The sequence below is a fragment of the Pseudomonas sp. ACN8 genome, assembly GCF_002303925.1.
GTDB lineage: Bacteria > Pseudomonadota > Gammaproteobacteria > Pseudomonadales > Pseudomonadaceae > Aquipseudomonas.
In genome coordinates this window covers 129,836-146,247 of record NZ_MRCS01000011.1, presented here as the reverse complement: position 1 = coordinate 146,247, position 16,412 = coordinate 129,836, and the positions used below count along the sequence as shown (strand labels likewise).

Annotated in this window: 12 protein-coding genes; 8 read left to right on the top strand and 4 right to left on the bottom strand. The window is 60.7% G+C overall.

From position 1 onward, the window contains the following. Window positions 1-221 precede the first annotated feature (221 nt). Window positions 222-1,034, bottom strand: coding sequence for a tRNA cyclic N6-threonylcarbamoyladenosine(37) synthase TcdA (gene tcdA, locus BSF44_RS08725; protein WP_371918236.1), 813 nt, complete (start codon window positions 1,032-1,034; stop codon window positions 222-224). A 270-nt stretch (window positions 1,035-1,304) separates the two neighbouring features. On the opposite strand from tcdA, the gene BSF44_RS08720 reads away from it, so the two are divergent. The 4 genes from BSF44_RS08720 (at window position 1,305) to BSF44_RS08705 (ending at window position 6,550) form a co-directional block, all read left to right on the top strand. Further along, window positions 1,305-3,896: a glycosyltransferase gene (locus tag BSF44_RS08720; protein ID WP_095943156.1), complete on the top strand. Its 2,592-nt coding sequence runs from the start codon at window positions 1,305-1,307 to the stop codon at window positions 3,894-3,896. Between the two features lie 240 nt (window positions 3,897-4,136). Beyond that, window positions 4,137-5,288 (top strand): succinyl-diaminopimelate desuccinylase, encoded by a 1,152-nt coding sequence (dapE, locus tag BSF44_RS08715; protein ID WP_095943155.1) that lies wholly within the window; start codon window positions 4,137-4,139, stop codon window positions 5,286-5,288. Then, window positions 5,288-6,097: a putative RNA methyltransferase gene (locus tag BSF44_RS08710; RefSeq protein ID WP_095943154.1), complete on the top strand. Its 810-nt coding sequence runs from the start codon at window positions 5,288-5,290 to the stop codon at window positions 6,095-6,097. Before dapE ends, BSF44_RS08710 begins: the two co-directional genes overlap by 1 nt. A 75-nt stretch (window positions 6,098-6,172) precedes the next feature. Beyond that, the gene (locus BSF44_RS08705) at window positions 6,173-6,550 is read left to right on the top strand and encodes a hypothetical protein (protein WP_046041100.1); all 378 of its coding nucleotides are present in this window, start codon (window positions 6,173-6,175) and stop codon (window positions 6,548-6,550) included. A 135-nt stretch (window positions 6,551-6,685) separates the two neighbouring features. Here BSF44_RS08705 and BSF44_RS08700 read toward each other — a convergent pair whose 3' ends face one another. Next, window positions 6,686-6,895 carry a cold shock domain-containing protein gene (locus BSF44_RS08700; RefSeq protein WP_007954750.1) on the bottom strand — a complete coding sequence of 70 codons (210 nt, stop codon included), beginning with the start codon at window positions 6,893-6,895 and terminating at the stop codon, window positions 6,686-6,688. A 236-nt stretch (window positions 6,896-7,131) separates the two neighbouring features. Between BSF44_RS08700 and plsB the strand changes: the two genes are divergently transcribed. From plsB to BSF44_RS08685, 3 genes are read left to right on the top strand one after another with little or no spacing between them, the layout of a single operon-like run. After that, entirely contained in the window at window positions 7,132-9,636 is a 2,505-nt protein-coding gene (gene plsB / locus BSF44_RS08695; protein ID WP_095943153.1) for a glycerol-3-phosphate 1-O-acyltransferase PlsB, read from the top strand. A gap of 51 nt (window positions 9,637-9,687) precedes the next feature. Then, entirely contained in the window at window positions 9,688-10,086 is a 399-nt protein-coding gene (locus tag BSF44_RS08690) for a YbaY family lipoprotein (RefSeq protein WP_095943152.1), read from the top strand. A gap of 26 nt (window positions 10,087-10,112) precedes the next feature. After that, on the top strand, window positions 10,113-10,802 hold the full coding sequence (locus BSF44_RS08685) for a DUF4197 domain-containing protein (protein WP_095943151.1): 690 nt from the start codon (window positions 10,113-10,115) through the stop codon (window positions 10,800-10,802). A 594-nt stretch (window positions 10,803-11,396) separates the two neighbouring features. Here the strand turns inward: BSF44_RS08685 and BSF44_RS08675 are convergent. Together BSF44_RS08675 and BSF44_RS08670 are read right to left on the bottom strand one after the other, a co-directional pair. Beyond that, window positions 11,397-14,462, bottom strand: coding sequence for an efflux RND transporter permease subunit (locus tag BSF44_RS08675; protein ID WP_095943149.1), 3,066 nt, complete (start codon window positions 14,460-14,462; stop codon window positions 11,397-11,399). A gap of 6 nt (window positions 14,463-14,468) precedes the next feature. Continuing rightward, entirely contained in the window at window positions 14,469-15,569 is a 1,101-nt protein-coding gene (locus BSF44_RS08670; RefSeq protein ID WP_095943148.1) for an efflux RND transporter periplasmic adaptor subunit, read from the bottom strand. Window positions 15,570-15,662: 93 nt separating this feature from the next. Here BSF44_RS08670 and BSF44_RS08665 point away from each other — a divergent pair, with 93 nt between their 5' ends. Further along, window positions 15,663-16,301 carry a TetR/AcrR family transcriptional regulator gene (locus BSF44_RS08665; RefSeq protein ID WP_095943147.1) on the top strand — a complete coding sequence of 213 codons (639 nt, stop codon included), beginning with the start codon at window positions 15,663-15,665 and terminating at the stop codon, window positions 16,299-16,301. Window positions 16,302-16,412 lie beyond the last annotated feature (111 nt).

Genomic DNA, 16,412 nt, shown 5'->3' with positions numbered 1-16,412 from the left:
ATCGGTGAATTGCTCGAGCAGCTCTTTCGGGATTTTCGGTAGCTCTCGCAACGCGGGTTTCTTTTTGGTTGGCATACATGCACCTCTTACTCATGTTATGCCCGAACACAAAATTTCTGACACCCCCGGCTGCTTCGCAGTCCATCGCGAGCAGGCTCGCTCCTACAGGATCACCGAAATCACTGTGGGCCTGCTCGCGATGGGGCCATCAGCCTTACAGATCAGGCCTGCGGCTTGACCCGCTCCGTCGGCCGCCGCACACCCGCCACAATCTTGTCCACAGCCTTGGTCGCCGCGACCATGCCGAAGGTCGCCGTCACCATCATCACCGCGCCAAACCCACCGGCACAGTCGAGCTTCACCCCATCCCCGACAAAACTCTTCTGCAAGCAAATGCTGCCATCGGGTTTCGGATAGCGCAGTTGCTCGGTGGAAAACACGCACGGCACGCTGTAATGGCGGGTCACGGTGCGTGAGAAGCCATAGTCGCGGCGCAGCGTGGAACGCACTTTCGACGCCAACGGATCGTTGAACGTGCGATTGAGGTCGCAGACCTGGATCAACGTCGGGTCAATCTGCCCGCCCGCGCCGCCGGTGGTGATGATCTGGATCTTGCGGCGCTTGCACCAGGCGATCAGCGCGGCCTTGGCGTTGACGCTGTCGATGCAGTCGATCACGCAGTCGATGTTCGGCGTGATGTACTCGGCCATGGTGTCGCGGGTGACGAAGTCAGGCACCGCGTGCACCGTGCAGTCCGGGTTGATCCCGCGCAGACGCTCGGCCATCACCTCGACCTTGGGCTTGCCCACCGTGCTGTCCAGCGCGTGCAACTGGCGGTTGGCGTTGCTGACGCAGACGTCGTCGAGGTCGAACAGCGAAATCTCGCCCACGCCACAACGGGCCATGGCTTCCGCCGCCCAGGAACCGACACCACCGACGCCGACGATCGCCACATGGGCCGCGCGCAGGCGTTCAAGGCCTTCGATGCCATACAAACGGGCGATGCCAGCAAACCGCGGATCTTCTGTACTCATGACCATTACCCCAAAAACCGGCGCGCATTATAGGGCCGTCGGCGCGCAAGAGCATCATTGCGCTATGAACGGGCAACATCCACGAAAACCACATCGAACAAAGATTTGTCCTACACGCTCTAACGAAAGAACTTAAACCGACTTGGATTGCCCAATGTCAGGCAATTCCCTGTTCGCTGTACGACCAGAGAATGCCCGGTGTAGGATGCGCGCCCCTTGGCGACCGCCAACCGTTCCTTCGTTCCACAGTCTTTGGAACCCGAAATAACTATGTCATCGCGTAAATTTGGACTCAACCTGGTCGTGGTGCTCGCCATCGCTGCCTTGTTTACCGGCTTCTGGGCGCTGATCAACCGCCCGGTCACCGCCCCCAACTGGCCTGAACAGATCTCCGGCTTCTCGTACTCGCCATTCCAGCAGGGCCAGTTCCCGCAGAAAGACCAGTTCCCGACCGACGATCAAATGCGTCGCGACCTGGAGATCATGAGCAAGCTGACGGACAACATCCGCATCTACTCGGTCGATGGCACCCTGCAAAACATCCCGAAGCTGGCGGAAGAGTTCGGCTTGCGGGTCACCCTGGGGATCTGGATCAGTCCGGACCAGGAACGCAACGAACGGGAAATCACCCGCGCCATTGAAATCGCCAACGCCTCGCGCAGCGTGGTTCGCGTGGTGGTCGGCAACGAGGCCATTTACCGCAAGGAAATCACCGCCCAGGAACTCAGCGTCATGCTCGATCGCGTGCGCGCTGCGGTGAAAGTGCCGGTGACCACGTCCGAACAGTGGCACGTGTGGGAAGAACACCCGGAACTGGCCAAGCACGTCGACCTGATCGCCGCGCACATCCTGCCTTACTGGGAATTCATCCCGATGGACAAGGCCGGGCAGTTCGTCCTCGACCGCGCCCGCGACTTGAAGAAGATGTTCCCGAAAAAGCCACTGCTACTGTCCGAGGTGGGCTGGCCGAGCAACGGCCGCATGCGCGGTGGCGCCGATGCCTCACCGGCAGACCAGGCGATCTACCTGCGAACGCTGGTCAACAAGCTCAACCGTCAGGGCTTCAACTACTTCGTGATCGAAGCGTTTGACCAGCCGTGGAAAGTCAGTGACGAAGGTTCCGTCGGCGCCTATTGGGGTGTGTTCAACGCCGCACGCCAGCAGAAGTTCAACTTCGAAGGCCCGGTCGTTGCGATTCCGCAATGGCGGGTACTGGCGGTCGGCTCCGTGGTACTGGCGCTGTTGTCCCTGACCCTGCTGATGATCGACGGCTCGGCCCTGCGCCAGCGTGGCCGTACCTTCCTGACCTTCACCGCGTTCCTCGGTGGTTCGGCACTGGTGTGGATCGGTTACGACTACAGCCAGCAATACAGCACCTGGTTCAGCCTGACGGTAGGCTTCTTGCTCGCCCTCGGTGCGCTCGGGGTGTTTATCGTGTTGCTGACCGAAGCCCACGAACTGGCCGAGACCGTCTGGACCCACAAACGCCGGCGTGAATTCCTGCCCGTGGTAGGCGATTCTGACTACCGACCGAAAGTCTCGATCCACGTGCCCTGCTACAACGAGCCGCCGGAGATGGTCAAACAGACCCTCAACGCCCTGGCCAACCTCGACTATCCGGATTTCGAAGTCCTGATCATCGACAACAACACCAAGGATCCGGCGGTCTGGGAACCGGTGCGCGATTATTGCGAAACCCTCGGCCCGCGCTTCAAGTTCTTCCACGTGGCACCGCTGGCCGGCTTCAAGGGCGGCGCACTGAACTACCTGATCCCGCACACCGCCAAAGATGCCGAAGTGATCGCAGTGATCGACTCCGATTACTGCGTGCACCCGAACTGGCTCAAGCACATGGTGCCGCACTTCGCCGACCCGAAAATCGCCGTGGTGCAGTCGCCACAGGATTACCGCGACCAGAACGAAAGTACCTTCAAGAAGCTCTGCTACGCGGAATACAAGGGCTTCTTCCACATCGGCATGGTCACCCGCAACGATCGTGACGCGATCATCCAGCACGGCACCATGACCATGACCCGCCGCTCGGTGCTCGAAGAGCTGGGCTGGGCCGACTGGTGCATCTGTGAAGACGCCGAACTGGGCCTGCGGGTATTCGAAAAAGGCCTGTCGGCAGCGTACTACCACACCAGCTACGGCAAGGGCCTGATGCCCGATACCTTCATCGACTTCAAGAAACAGCGTTTCCGTTGGGCCTACGGAGCGATCCAGATCATCAAGCGCCACACCGCCAGCCTGCTGCGCGGCAAGGACACCGAGCTGACCCGTGGCCAGCGTTACCACTTCCTCGCGGGCTGGTTGCCGTGGGTCGCGGACGGCATGAACATCTTCTTCACCGTCGGCGCGCTGTTGTGGTCGGCGGCGATGATCATCGTGCCGCAACGGGTCGATCCGCCGCTGCTGATCTTCGCAATCCCGCCATTGGCGCTGTTCGTGTTCAAGGTCGCCAAGATCATCTTCCTCTACCGTCGTGCGGTCGGGGTCAATTTGAAGGATGCCTTCTGCGCGGCGCTGGCCGGTCTGGCGTTGTCCCACACCATCGCCAAAGCAGTGCTGTACGGCTTCTTCACCAGCAGCATTCCGTTCTTCCGTACGCCGAAGAATGCCGACAACCACGGCTTCTGGGTGGCGATTTCGGAAGCCCGGGAAGAGATGTTCATCATGCTGCTGTTGTGGGGCGCTGCCTTGGGGATCTTCCTGGTGAACGGCATGCCGAGCAACGACATGCGCTTCTGGGTGACCATGCTGCTGGTGCAGTCGCTGCCATACCTGGCGGCGTTGATCATGGCGTTCCTGTCGTCGCTGCCGAAACCGTCGGTCGAGACTGAAACGGCACCAGCGGTCTAAATCTCTACGGATGCACTAAACGGCGGCCAATGGTCGCCGTTTTGCTTTAAGATAAGCGCCATTTTGCGGGGCTTGGCGTGATACCGGTCTGACTGACCGAACACTATCCCCTGTGGGAGCGAGCCTGCTCGCGATAGCGGTGTAACAATCACAGTTTAAGTTGACTGACACACCGTCATCGCCAGCAGGCTGGCTCCCACATTTAGTCCGTGCCCACATTCATGATTTCCGGAGTTTTCCATGACGGCCCACGCCGACCTTTCGCCGACCCTCCAACTCGCCATCGACCTGATCCGCCGTCCATCCGTGACGCCGCTTGACGCCGATTGCCAGAAGCAGATGATGCAGCGCCTGGGCGATGCCGGTTTCACCCTGGAACCGATGCGCATCGAAGATGTGGATAACTTCTGGGCCACCCACGGCCAGGACGACGGTCCGGTGCTGTGCTTCGCCGGCCACACCGACGTGGTCCCGACCGGCCCGGTAGCGGCCTGGCAGATCGAGCCGTTCAACGCCCTGATCGACGAACACGGCATGCTCTGCGGCCGTGGCGCCGCCGACATGAAAGGCAGCCTCGCCGCCATGACCGTCGCCTCCGAGCGTTTTGTCGCCGACTACCCGAATCACAAGGGCAAAGTCGCGTTCCTGATCACCAGCGACGAAGAAGGCCCGGCGCACCACGGCACCAAGGCCGTGGTCGAACGCCTCGCCGCGCGCAAGGAACGTCTGGACTGGTGCATCGTCGGCGAACCGTCGAGCACCACCCTGGTGGGTGACGTGGTCAAGAACGGCCGGCGCGGTTCTCTCGGCGCCAAGCTGACCGTACGTGGCGTGCAAGGTCATGTGGCCTACCCGCACCTGGCGAAGAACCCGATCCACCTCGCTGCCCCGGCCCTGGCCGAACTGGCAGCCGAGCACTGGGACCACGGCAACGATTTCTTCCCGCCGACCAGTTTTCAGATCTCCAACGTCAATTCCGGCACCGGCGCGACCAACGTGATCCCGGGTGACCTGGTGGCGGTGTTCAACTTCCGCTTCTCCACCGAGTCCACCGTCGAGGGCCTGCAAAAGCGCGTCGCCGACATCCTCGACAAGCATGGCCTGGACTGGCACATCGATTGGGCGCTGTCCGGTCTGCCGTTCCTCACCGAACCGGGCGCGCTGCTGGACGCTGTGTCGGCGAGCATCAAGGACATCACCGGTCGTGAAACCAAGGCGTCCACCAGCGGTGGCACCTCCGACGGGCGTTTCATCGCGACCATGGGCACCCAAGTGGTTGAGCTGGGGCCGGTCAACGCGACCATCCACCAGGTCAACGAACGCGTGCTGGCCGCCGATCTCGACGTGCTGACCGAGATCTACTACCAGACCCTGATCAAGTTGCTCGCCTGATGCTGGCGTGTCCGATCTGCAGTGAGCCGCTCAATGCGGTGGACAACGGCGTGGCCTGCCCCGCCGGGCATCGTTTCGACCGCGCGCGCCAGGGTTATTTGAACCTGTTGCCGGTGCAACACAAGAACAGTCGCGATCCAGGGGATAATCAGGCCATGGTCGAGGCTCGCCGCGACTTTTTGAACGCCGGCCATTACGCGCCGGTGGCCAAGCGTCTGGCCGAGCTGGCGGCCGGTTACGCGCCGACCCGCTGGGTCGATATCGGTTGCGGCGAAGGTTACTACACCGCGCAGATCGCCGATGCCTTGCCGGACGCTGATGGCTATGCGCTGGACATCTCCCGGGAAGCGGTCAAACGCGCCTGCAAACGCAACCCGCAGCTCACCTGGTTGATCGCCAGCATGGCACGGGTGCCGTTGGCTTCCGGCAGTTGCCAGTTCCTGGCCAGTGTCTTCAGCCCGCTGGATTGGGAAGAAGCCAAGCGCCTGCTCAGTGTTGGCGGCGGCCTGATGAAAGTCGGGCCGACCAGCGGCCACTTGATGGAACTACGCGAGCGGCTGTATGACGAAGTCCGCGAGTACATTGACGACAAGCATCTGGACCTGGTGCCGGAAGGCATGGCGCTGGCGCACAGCGAAACGTTGACGTTCAAGCTGACGCTGGACAAGCCGCAGGACCGCGCCAACCTGCTGGCGATGACGCCCCATGGCTGGCGTGCCAGTGCCGAGCGCCGGACAGCGGTTATCGAACAGGCCGAGCCGTTCGAGACCACCGTATCAATGCGCTACGATTATTTCGTTCTTCAATAACTTTTGGTTCCGGGCGAGTGCCCGGGGCCGGCTAAATCCGCGAATGGATTTTTCAGACCCGCAGTGAGGACATCCATGCGCCAACCCGATATCGAGATTTACCTGAAAGACGCCGACGTCGACCACAAAGCCATTTCCGCCTGGCTCGGTGCGGCATTGGGCCCGTGCACGGATTGGGTCCAGAAGGGCCAGACCTACAAGTGCAAGGCCGGCAACGTGCCAGTGACCTGGCTGCCAAAAGCCGTCGGCAAGTGGAACAGCCTGTACCTGGAAAGCGACCAGACCCCGTGGGACGACGACATCGCCTGCGCCCGCGCCGCGTTTGCCGCACTCAACGTCGAAGTGCGTTGCGCACCGGGTACCTGGGTCGAGGAAGAAGGTGAAGAAACAGCCGATCGCTGGATTCGCATCAGCGCCGATGGTGAAGAAGAAATCACCTGGAAAACCGCGTAAAGCCTGAACACCGCCCCTGTAGGAGCGAGCTTGCTCGCGATGGTCGTCAACGATAACGCGTCAATTCAGTAAAAGCGCGGTGTCCTTGAGTTCTTCGCGAGCAAGCTCGCTCCTACAGTGGTTTTTGCGCGGGGATTACAGACCTACAACATCCTCAGCCTGCAAACCCTTCTGCCCTTCCACCACCGCGTATTCAACCTGCTGGCCTTCGGTCAGTGAACGGTGGCCTTCACCGCGAATCGCGCGGTAGTGCACGAAAACGTCCACCCCGTCCTCGCGCTGAATGAAGCCGTAGCCCTTGGCGTCGTTAAACCACTTCACGTTGCCGGTTTCGCGTGTTGCCATTTGTTCATACTCCCTTTTTATTATTGGTCGGGCTTTTCGCAGGAAAGCCTCGGGAACGTCTGTCTGCGTTCGACGTCCCTACAAGGGCACCGACAGCAGACGGCCGAGTATATGACAGGCAGCGAAACTCTCAACTCAAGTTTACTTACCCGCTTTTTTGCCGATTTTCGACGAATCCGGCACACTATCGGCCTCCCGAGCAAACGCTCGGTTTTATTCACTCACGCAGAAGCCGTATGACCCGTTCCCCGTTCCGCCGTCTTGTGTTTGGCACCCTGCGCCGACTGTTGTACCTCTGGGTTCGCTCCGAGACGATCAACCAGTCGTCGTTCACCCTCAACCTCGACCGCAGTCGTCCGGTGTTCTACGTCCTGCAAAACCCTTCGCTGACCGACCTCGCCGTGGTCGACACCGAGTGCAGCAAGGCCGGCCTGCCACGCCCGGTGCTGCCGGTATCGGTGGGCAACCTGCTGGAACCTGCCGCGTTTTTCTACCTGACGCCGGACCCGGACTGGCTCGGCCGCCAGGACAAGCGCGGAGCGCCGCCAACATTGACCCGCCTGGTCAGCGCCCTGAGCCAGAACGCCGCCGAAGACGCACAGATCATTCCGGTGAGCGTGTTCTGGGGCCAATCGCCGGACAGCGAAAACAGCCCATGGAAACTGCTGTTCGCCGACAGCTGGGCCGTTACCGGGCGTCTGCGTCGTCTGCTGAGCATCATCGTGCTGGGACGCAAGACCCGCGTGCAGTTCTCCGCGCCGATCCACCTGCGCGAACTGATCGAGCACGACAAGGGCCACGAGCGCACCGTGCGCATGGCCCAGCGCATCCTGCGGGTGCATTTCCGCAATCTGAAGGCCGCGGTGATCGGCCCGGACATTTCCCACCGCCGCAATCTGGTCAAAGGCTTGCTCAACCAGCCACAGGTCAAACAAGCGATCCTCGACGAAGCCGAGCGCGAGAACATCTCGCCAGAGAAGGCCAAAGCTCAAGCGCTACGCTACGGCAACGAAATCGCCTCGGACTACACCTATACTGCGATCCGTTTTATGGAAGTGGTGCTGAGCTGGTTCTGGAACAAGATCTACGACGGCATCAGGGTCAACCATATCGAAGGCGTGCAGAAGGTCGCCCAGGGTCACGAAGTGATCTACGTGCCGTGCCACCGCAGCCACATCGACTACCTGCTGCTGTCCTATCTGCTGTTTCGCAACGGCCTGACCCCGCCGCACATCGCCGCCGGCATCAATCTGAACATGCCGGTGATCGGCGGCCTGCTGCGTCGCGGCGGCGCGTTCTTCATGCGCCGCACCTTCAAGGGCAACCCGCTGTACACCTCGGTGTTCAACGAATACCTGCACACCCTGTTCACCAAGGGCTTTCCGGTAGAGTACTTCGTCGAGGGCGGCCGCTCGCGCACCGGGCGCATGCTGCAACCGAAAACCGGAATGCTGGCGATCACCCTGCGCAGCTTCCTGCGTTCGTCGCGCATGCCGATCGTGTTCGTGCCGGTGTACATCGGCTACGAGCGTGTGCTGGAAGGCCGGACCTATCTTGGCGAGTTGCGCGGTGCGGCCAAGAAGAAAGAGTCGATCTTCGACATCTTCAAAGTCATTGGCGCACTCAAGCAGCGCTTCGGCCAGGTGGCGGTGAACTTCGGCGAGCCGATCAAGCTGGCGGAATTCCTCGACGGCGAACAGCCGGACTGGCGCCAACAGGAACTCGGCCCGCAGTTCAGGCCCGCCTGGCTCAACGAAACCACCAACCGTCTCGGCGAGAAGGTCGCCCGGCATCTGAACGAAGCGGCGGCGATCAATCCGGTCAATCTGGTGGCGCTGGCGCTGCTGTCGACCACTCGCCTGGCGCTGGATGACCGGGCCATGGCGCGAGTGCTGGACCTGTACCTGGCGCTGCTGCGCAAGGTCCCGTATTCGCCGCACACCACCTTGCCGGAAGGCGATGGTCGGGCATTGATCGAGCACGTGAAGGACATGGACCTACTGTCCGAGCAGAGCGATGCGCTGGGCAAGATCCTGTATCTGGACGAACAGAACGCCGTCCTGATGACCTACTACCGCAACAACGTGCTGCACATCTTTGCCCTGCCGGCGCTGCTCGCAAGTTTCTTCCAGAGCGCCTCGCGCATGAGCCGCGAACAGATCCTGCGCTACACCCGCGCGTTGTATCCATACCTGCAGGCGGAGCTGTTCATCCGCTGGTCGCTGGACGAACTGGACGGGGTGATCGACCAATGGCTGGAAGCTTTCGTCGAACAAGGCCTGTTGCGTTTCGAGAACAACGTATATCTGCGTCCGGCGCCAAGCTCGCGGCATTTCGTGCTGCTGACCTTGCTGTCGAAGAGCATTGCCCAGACCTTGCAGCGCTTCTACATGACCGTGTCCCTGCTGCTCAACAGTGGCCAGAACAGCATCAGCGCCGAAGAACTGGAGGACCTGTGCACGGTCATGGCCCAGCGCCTGTCGATCCTGCATGGCCTCAACGCCCCGGAATTCTTCGACAAGAGCCTGTTCCGCCACTTCATCCAGACCATGCTCGACCTCGACGTGCTCAAGCGCGATGAAGCAGGCAAGTTGAGCTATCACGAACTACTCGGTGAACTGGCCGAAGGCGCGGCCAAGCGCGTATTGCCGGCGGAGATTCGTTTGTCGATCCGTCAGGTGGCGTTGCATCGCAGTGAAGATGCGGCGGATCAACCCGCACCACCGGTCGAAACCGTCTAGATTGATCAGGGCGCCAGTCGGTTCTGGCGCCCTCGATACGGAGATCTTTCAATGAAAAAACTGTCCCTGATCGCAGCCGCCTTGCTGTTGACTGCCTGCCAACATCCGACACCGGCGCCCAAGGCATCCCTCGCTGGTGAAGTCTTCTACCTGCAACGCATCGCACTGCCGCCGAACGCGATCCTCAGCGTCAGCCTGCAAGACATCTCACTGGCCGATGCCCCGGCGAAAGTCATTAACGAGCAACGCGGCCCGGTCAAAGGCCAGGTGCCGCTGCCATTCCATCTCAGCTACGACCCGCTGACGGTAGAGCCCAATCACCGTTACTCAGTGAATGCACGCATTGAAGTCGACGGCAAACTGCTGTTCATCACCACCGAAAATCACGCCGTGCGTCTGGACGGCACCGATCCACAACCGCTGAAGGTCCGTGTCGACGCGGCCCGCTGAGTGTTTTTTTGAAAAAGGAAGTTGCCATGCTCCGCCCTACCCTCCGTTTTGCCGGCCTGTGCGCTGGCTTGATGATCTGTGCCAACGCCCTGGCGCTGTCCCTCACCGACCTGTCGCAGAAAGACGCCACCGGCGGGCTCAAGGACGCACTGACCCAAGGCGCGCAACTGGCCGTCAAACAACTCGGCACTCCGGGGGGCTTCAGCAACAACCCCGACGTGAAAATCGAACTTCCGGGCAAACTGGGCAAGGTCGCCAGCAAAATGAAACAGTTCGGCATGGGTGACCAGGTCGATGAACTGGAAGCCAGCATGAACAAGGCGGCGGAAAGCGCCGTGACCCAGGCCCAGCCCATCCTTGTCGACGCCGTGAAGAAAATGACCGTGGAAGATGCCAAGGGCATCCTCAGCGGCGGCAACGACTCGGCCACCCAATACCTGAACAAGACCAGCCGCGAACAGATCCGCGCGAAGTTCCTGCCGATCGTCAAGCAAGCCACCGACAAGGTTGGCCTGGCCCAGCAGTACAACTCGTTCGCCGGGCAAGCAGCGACCATGGGCGTAGTGGATGCGAAGAATGCCAACGTCGAAAACTACGTCACCGAGCAAGCGTTGAATGGCTTGTTCGAAATGATCGGCAAACAGGAAGAAACCATCCGCCAGAACCCGGCGGCTGCGGCGACCAGTTTGGCGAAGAAGGTGTTTGGTACGCTCTGACCCTGGTGCAACCATTGTAGGAGTGAGCCTGCTCGCGATGAGGCCATGTCAGTCGACATCAGCGTTGGCTGACACACCGCAATCGCGAGCAGGCTCACTCCTACAATTTGATCGGGTACATCTGTGAGAGATTGGTCGGCTGGCAGGCCGCCTTCGCGAGCAGGCTCGCTCCTACAATTTGATCGGGTACATCTGTAAGGGAATGGTCGGCTGGCAGGCCGCCTTCGCGGGCAAGCCCGGTCCCACAGTTTTCAAATGTGTACGGACCAAACAACCAGGCCGGCCGGTAGGCCGCCTCGGCGGCTTTTGATTTGCCCGCCCCTTCGGGAGGCTGAGTGGAGGCGTTTATCCGGGGATTGGCGCGCAGCGCCGTTCGACGCAGTCGAACTCATCGCATGTAGGTGCCAGCGAAGCCAACCGGAGGGCGATGCCCCCGGATGAATGCCGCAGCGAAGGAACCCCGAGCCTTAGCGAGGGGCCGTACGTTCGGGGCGAGCGTTTTTTGCTTACTTTTTTAGGCGCTTGTAAAAAAGTGAGTCGCCGTAAGGGCGAAACCGCCAGCCGCCGTTACCGAAGAAATGGATATGCACCCAGTCAAACGGCTTCCTTCTTGACCCGGAACCAAGCCGCATACAACGCAGGCAAAAACAAAAGCGTCAACGCCGTGGCCACAATCAACCCCCCCATGATCGCCACCGCCATCGGCCCGAAAAACACACTGCGCGACAACGGAATCATCGCCAAAACGGCGGCAAGCGCCGTCAACACAATCGGCCGAAACCGCCGAACCGTAGCCTCGATAATCGCCTGCCAAGGCTTAAGCCCCGCCGCAATATCCTGCTCGATCTGATCCACCAGAATCACCGAGTTACGCATGATCATCCCGGACAAGGCGATAGTCCCCAGCATGGCCACGAAACCGAACGGCTGGCGAAACACCAACAGAAACAGCGTCACCCCGATCAACCCCAGCGGCGCCGTCAGGAACACCATCGCCGTACGCGAAAAACTGCGCAATTGCAGCATCAGCAAGGTCAGCACCACCACAATGAACAACGGCACGCCGGCCTTCACCGAGTTCTGTCCGCGCGCCGAGTCTTCCACCGTGCCGCCGACATCCAGCAAATAGCCGTCAGGCAGTTCGGCGCGGATCGGATCGAGGGTCGGCATGATCTGCTGCACCAGCGTCGCCGGTTGCTCCTTGCCATAGATGTCGGCGCGAACCGTCACGTTGGGCAGGCGATTGCGGTGCCAGATGATGCCCTCTTCGAAGCCGTATTCCAGGGTCGCGATCTGCGACAACGCGACACTGCGACCGTTATCGGTCGGCACCGCCAGGCTCGGCAGCAATGACAACTCGGTGCGCTCATGTAAGGTGCCGCGCAACAGGATCTCGATCAACTCGTTGTCTTCACGGTACTGGCTGACGCTGGAACCGGTCAGGGAGCTTTGCAGGAACGTCGACAGGTTCGCCGTGCTCACGCCCAGCGCCCGCGCGCGGTCCTGATCGATGTTCAGGTAGACAACCTTGCTCGGCTCCTCCCAGTCCAGGTGGACGTTGACCACATGCGGGTTCTCGCGAACCTTGGCTGCGACTTTGCGCGCCAGCGCCCGCACTTCCTCGATGTGCTCCCCGGTCACGCGGAACTGCACCGGGTAGCCAACCGGCGGACCGTTTTCCAGACGCGTGACCCGCGAGCGCAGAGCAGGGAATTGTTCGTTAAGGGTTGAGATCAACCAGGTGCGCAGGGATTCCCGTTCTTCGATGGTTTTCGCCAGGACGACAAACTGGGCGAAGCTCGCCGCCGGCAGTTGTTGATCCAGCGGCAGGTAGAAACGCGGCGAACCGGTGCCGACGTAGGCCACGTAATTGTCGATCCCGGCCTTGTCCTTGAGCAGCGCTTCGAGGCGCTTGACCTCGTCGGCGGTGTTGCTCAGCGAAGCGCCTTCGGCCAGTTTCAGGTCGACCATCAACTCCAGGCGACCCGATGCCGGGAAGAATTGCTGCGGCACAAACTTGAACAGCACGATGGAAGCGACGAACAACAGCACGGTCGCCGCGATCACGGTTTTGCGCCAGCGCACGCACCACTCCACCAAACGCCGGACGCGCTGGTAAAACGGCGTGGCATACGGATCGGGCTGACCGGCACCATGCTTGGCGGCGTGAATCTTCGCCAGGTCCGGCAGGAGTTTTTCCCCGAGGTACGGCACGAACACCACTGCGGCCACCCACGACGCCAGCAGCGCGATGGTGACCACCTCGAAGATCGAACGGGTGTATTCGCCAGTACCCGATTGCGCCGTGGCAATCGGCAGGAAGCCGGCCGCGGTGATCAGCGTACCGGTGAGCATCGGGAATGCGGTACTGGTCCAGGCATAACTCGCCGCTTTGACCCGGTCGAAGCCCTGCTCCATTTTGATCGCCATCATTTCCACGGCGATGATCGCATCGTCCACCAGCAAGCCCAGGGCCAGTACCAGCGCGCCGAGGGAGATCTTGTGCAGGCCGATGCCGAGGTAATACATGCAGGCGAACGTCATCGCCAGCACCAGCGGAATCGCCAGGGCCACCACCATGCCGGTGCGCACGCCGAGGGAGAAGAAACTCACCAGCAACACAATGGCCAGCGCCTCGACCAACACTTGCACGAACTCGCCAACACCGGTTTTCACCGCCGCCGGTTGGTCGGAGACTTTGCGCAGTTCCATACCGGCCGGGAGGTTTTTCTGGATGCGGGCGAACTCGATTTCCAGTGCCTTGCCCAGTACCAGAATGTCACCACCGTCCTTCATCGCCACCGCCAGGCCGATGGCGTCCTGCGCCATGAAGCGCATGCGCGGCGCCGGTGGATCGTTGAAACCACGGCGCACGTCAGCCACGTCGGAGATGCGGAAGGTGCGATCACCGACGCGGATCGGGAAGCTCTTGATCTCTTCGACCGTCTGAAAATTCCCCGTTACCCGTAGCTGCAATCGCTCGCTGCTGGTTTCGAAGAAACCTGCCGTGGACACCGCATTCTGCTCTTCAAGGGCTTGCTGGACGGCCGCCAGCGGCAAGCCGAGGGTGGCGAGCTTGACATTGGAGAGCTCGATCCAGATTTTCTCGTCTTGCACCCCCAGCAGTTCGACCTTGCCCACATCCTTGACCCGCTGCAGCTGGATCTGGATGCGGTCGGCATAATCCTTGAGCACGGCGTAGTCGAAACCCTCACCGGTCAGGGCGTAGATATTGCCGAACGTGGTGCCGAATTCATCGTTGAAGAACGGCCCCTGAATCCCCGGCGGCAGGGTATGGCGGATGTCGCTGATTTTCTTGCGCAGCTGATACCAGAGCTCCGGTATCTCCACCGAGTGCATGGAGTCGCGCGCGATGAAGGTCACCTGGGATTCGCCGGGGCGGGAGAACGACATGATGCGTTCGTATTCGCCGGTTTCCATCAGCTTCTTTTCGATGCGTTCGGTGACCTGACGCGAGACTTCTTCGGCGGTCGCTCCCGGCCAGTTGGTGCGAATCACCATCGCTTTGAAAGTGAACGGAGGGTCTTCGCTTTGGCCGAGCTTGGTGTAGGAAAGTGCGCCGACAACGGCCAGCAACAGCATCAGGAACAGGACGATCTGGCGATTACGTAGCGCCCATTCGGAAACGTTGAAACGCATCGGGGCTTACTCCTTGTCCGCCAGATTGACCACGCGATTGGAGCGATCCACCGGGCGTACCTGCTGCCCTTCGAGAAGCACATGGACACCGGCGGCCACCACCCAGTCGCTGGCGTTGAGCCCTTCAAGCACCGGTACGGTTTTCTCACCGAAGGCACCGACCCGCACCGGGGCCTTTTTCAAGGTGTTGTTGGCGCTGACGACCCAGACATAGGTCACGCCGTTTTCCGCCGTCAGCGCAGACAGAGGAACGGACAGAGGAACGACGTCGGCGGCCTGCACGAACACCCGGGCGCTCTGGCCCAGTTCGACAGGAACCTTGCCGGAACTGAAGGCAATGCGGGCCGCGAAGGTACGTGATTTTGGATCAGCCGACGGTGACAGTTCACGGATACGACCTTCGAATCGCTGATCGGGTTGGGTCCAGAGTTCCACCGACACCGGCTCACCGACCTTGAAGCGACCGAAGTTCTGCTCCGGCAGGCTGATCAAGACTTCACGCTCACCATCGGTTGCCAGGGTGAACACCGTTTGCCCGGAGGCCACCACTTGCCCGACTTCCACCAGACGCTTGGCGACGACGCCATCCTGCGGCGCACGCAACACGGCGTAACTGGCCTGGTTATTGGAAACGTTGAATTCGGCTTTGATTTGCTTGAGGCGCGCTTCGCCGGAGCGGTAGAGGTTTTCGGCGTTGTCGTACTGCGAGCGGCTGACCAGTTGGCGCTCCATCAAGGTCTTGTAGCGATCACGCTCGGAACGTACCAGGTTCAGATTGGCTTCGGCGGCGGCGACCTGAGCTCTGGTGGCCTCCAATTGCAGGCGCACGTCTTGGGGGTCGAGCTCCGCCAAAGGTTGATCGGCCTTGACCCGCTGCCCTTCCTCGACCAGTCGTCGGCTGACTTTGCCGCCGATACGGAACGCCAGGTCCGGCTCATACCGCGCGCGAACTTCGCCGGGATAGCTTTCCATGGCCTGCGCCGAAGGCTCTGGCTGAACCACCATGGCCGGGCGCACGCTGACTTGCGGTGCCTCTTCGTGACCACACGCAGACAATAAAAAAGCCAGGGTGACTGGCAACGCGAGGGGCAAGGCATAGCGGAACATGGTGAAGGACCTTTCGCTAATGGTGCTTTAAATAATTATACTGAGCAGTATGTTATTAATAGCAAACTCACCAGTCCAGTAATAAAAAAGAATATGCCAAACAATCTTTCAGCACCCAATGGCCCAGGCAGACCCAAAGACATGGTCAAGCGCCAGGCGATTCTCGATGCGGCTAAAGCGCTGTTTCTGAGTAAGGGTTATGCCAATACCAGCATGGATGCCGTCGCAGCCGAGGCCGGTGTGTCGAAGCTGACGGTCTATAGCCACTTCAACGACAAGGAGACGCTGTTCTCTGCCGCGGTGATGGCCAAGTGCGAGGAGCAGTTGCCAACGCTGTTCTTCGAACTGCCGGAAGGCGTGGCCGTGGAAACCGTGCTGCTGAACATCGCGCGCGGTTTTCATCACCTGATCAACAGTGATGAATCGCTGAACCTGCACCGTTTGATCATGGCCTTGGGCAGTCAGGACCCGAAACTCTCACTGATCTTCTTCGAGGCCGGGCCTCAGCGCATGCTGCACGGCATGGAACGCTTGTTGAGCAAGGTCAACGAAAGCGGCGCATTGAGCATCGACAAACCGCACAATGCAGCAGAACACTTCTTCTGCCTGCTCAAGGGCGCAGCGAATTTCCGGCTGCTCTTCGGCTGTGGCGAGCCGTTGGACGACGAGGCCGCCGAGAGTCATGTGCAGGAAGTGGTGGGGTTGTTTATGCGGGCTTATCGGCCGGAATGAGCCTGAAAGATTTGTAGTGGATGTGATGACACCATCGCGAGCAGGCTCGCTCCTACAGTGGTTCCATGCAACACCACAAATCCCCTGTAGGAGCGAGCCTGCTCGCGATGG

Bases quoted from the DNA above. Each gene is read 5' to 3' on its own strand.
- tcdA (WP_371918236.1), bottom strand. From the start codon at position 1,034: ATGAGTACAGAAGATCCGCGGTTTGCTGGCATCGCCCGTTTGTATGGC.
- BSF44_RS08720 (WP_095943156.1), top strand. From the start codon at position 1,305: ATGTCATCGCGTAAATTTGGACTCAACCTGGTCGTGGTGCTCGCCATC.
- dapE (WP_095943155.1), top strand. From the start codon at position 4,137: ATGACGGCCCACGCCGACCTTTCGCCGACCCTCCAACTCGCCATCGAC.
- BSF44_RS08710 (WP_095943154.1), top strand. From the start codon at position 5,288: ATGCTGGCGTGTCCGATCTGCAGTGAGCCGCTCAATGCGGTGGACAAC.
- BSF44_RS08705 (WP_046041100.1), top strand. From the start codon at position 6,173: ATGCGCCAACCCGATATCGAGATTTACCTGAAAGACGCCGACGTCGAC.
- BSF44_RS08700 (WP_007954750.1), bottom strand. From the start codon at position 6,895: ATGGCAACACGCGAAACCGGCAACGTGAAGTGGTTTAACGACGCCAAG.
- plsB (WP_095943153.1), top strand. From the start codon at position 7,132: ATGACCCGTTCCCCGTTCCGCCGTCTTGTGTTTGGCACCCTGCGCCGA.
- BSF44_RS08690 (WP_095943152.1), top strand. From the start codon at position 9,688: ATGAAAAAACTGTCCCTGATCGCAGCCGCCTTGCTGTTGACTGCCTGC.
- BSF44_RS08685 (WP_095943151.1), top strand. From the start codon at position 10,113: ATGCTCCGCCCTACCCTCCGTTTTGCCGGCCTGTGCGCTGGCTTGATG.
- BSF44_RS08675 (WP_095943149.1), bottom strand. From the start codon at position 14,462: ATGCGTTTCAACGTTTCCGAATGGGCGCTACGTAATCGCCAGATCGTC.
- BSF44_RS08670 (WP_095943148.1), bottom strand. From the start codon at position 15,569: ATGTTCCGCTATGCCTTGCCCCTCGCGTTGCCAGTCACCCTGGCTTTT.
- BSF44_RS08665 (WP_095943147.1), top strand. From the start codon at position 15,663: ATGCCAAACAATCTTTCAGCACCCAATGGCCCAGGCAGACCCAAAGAC.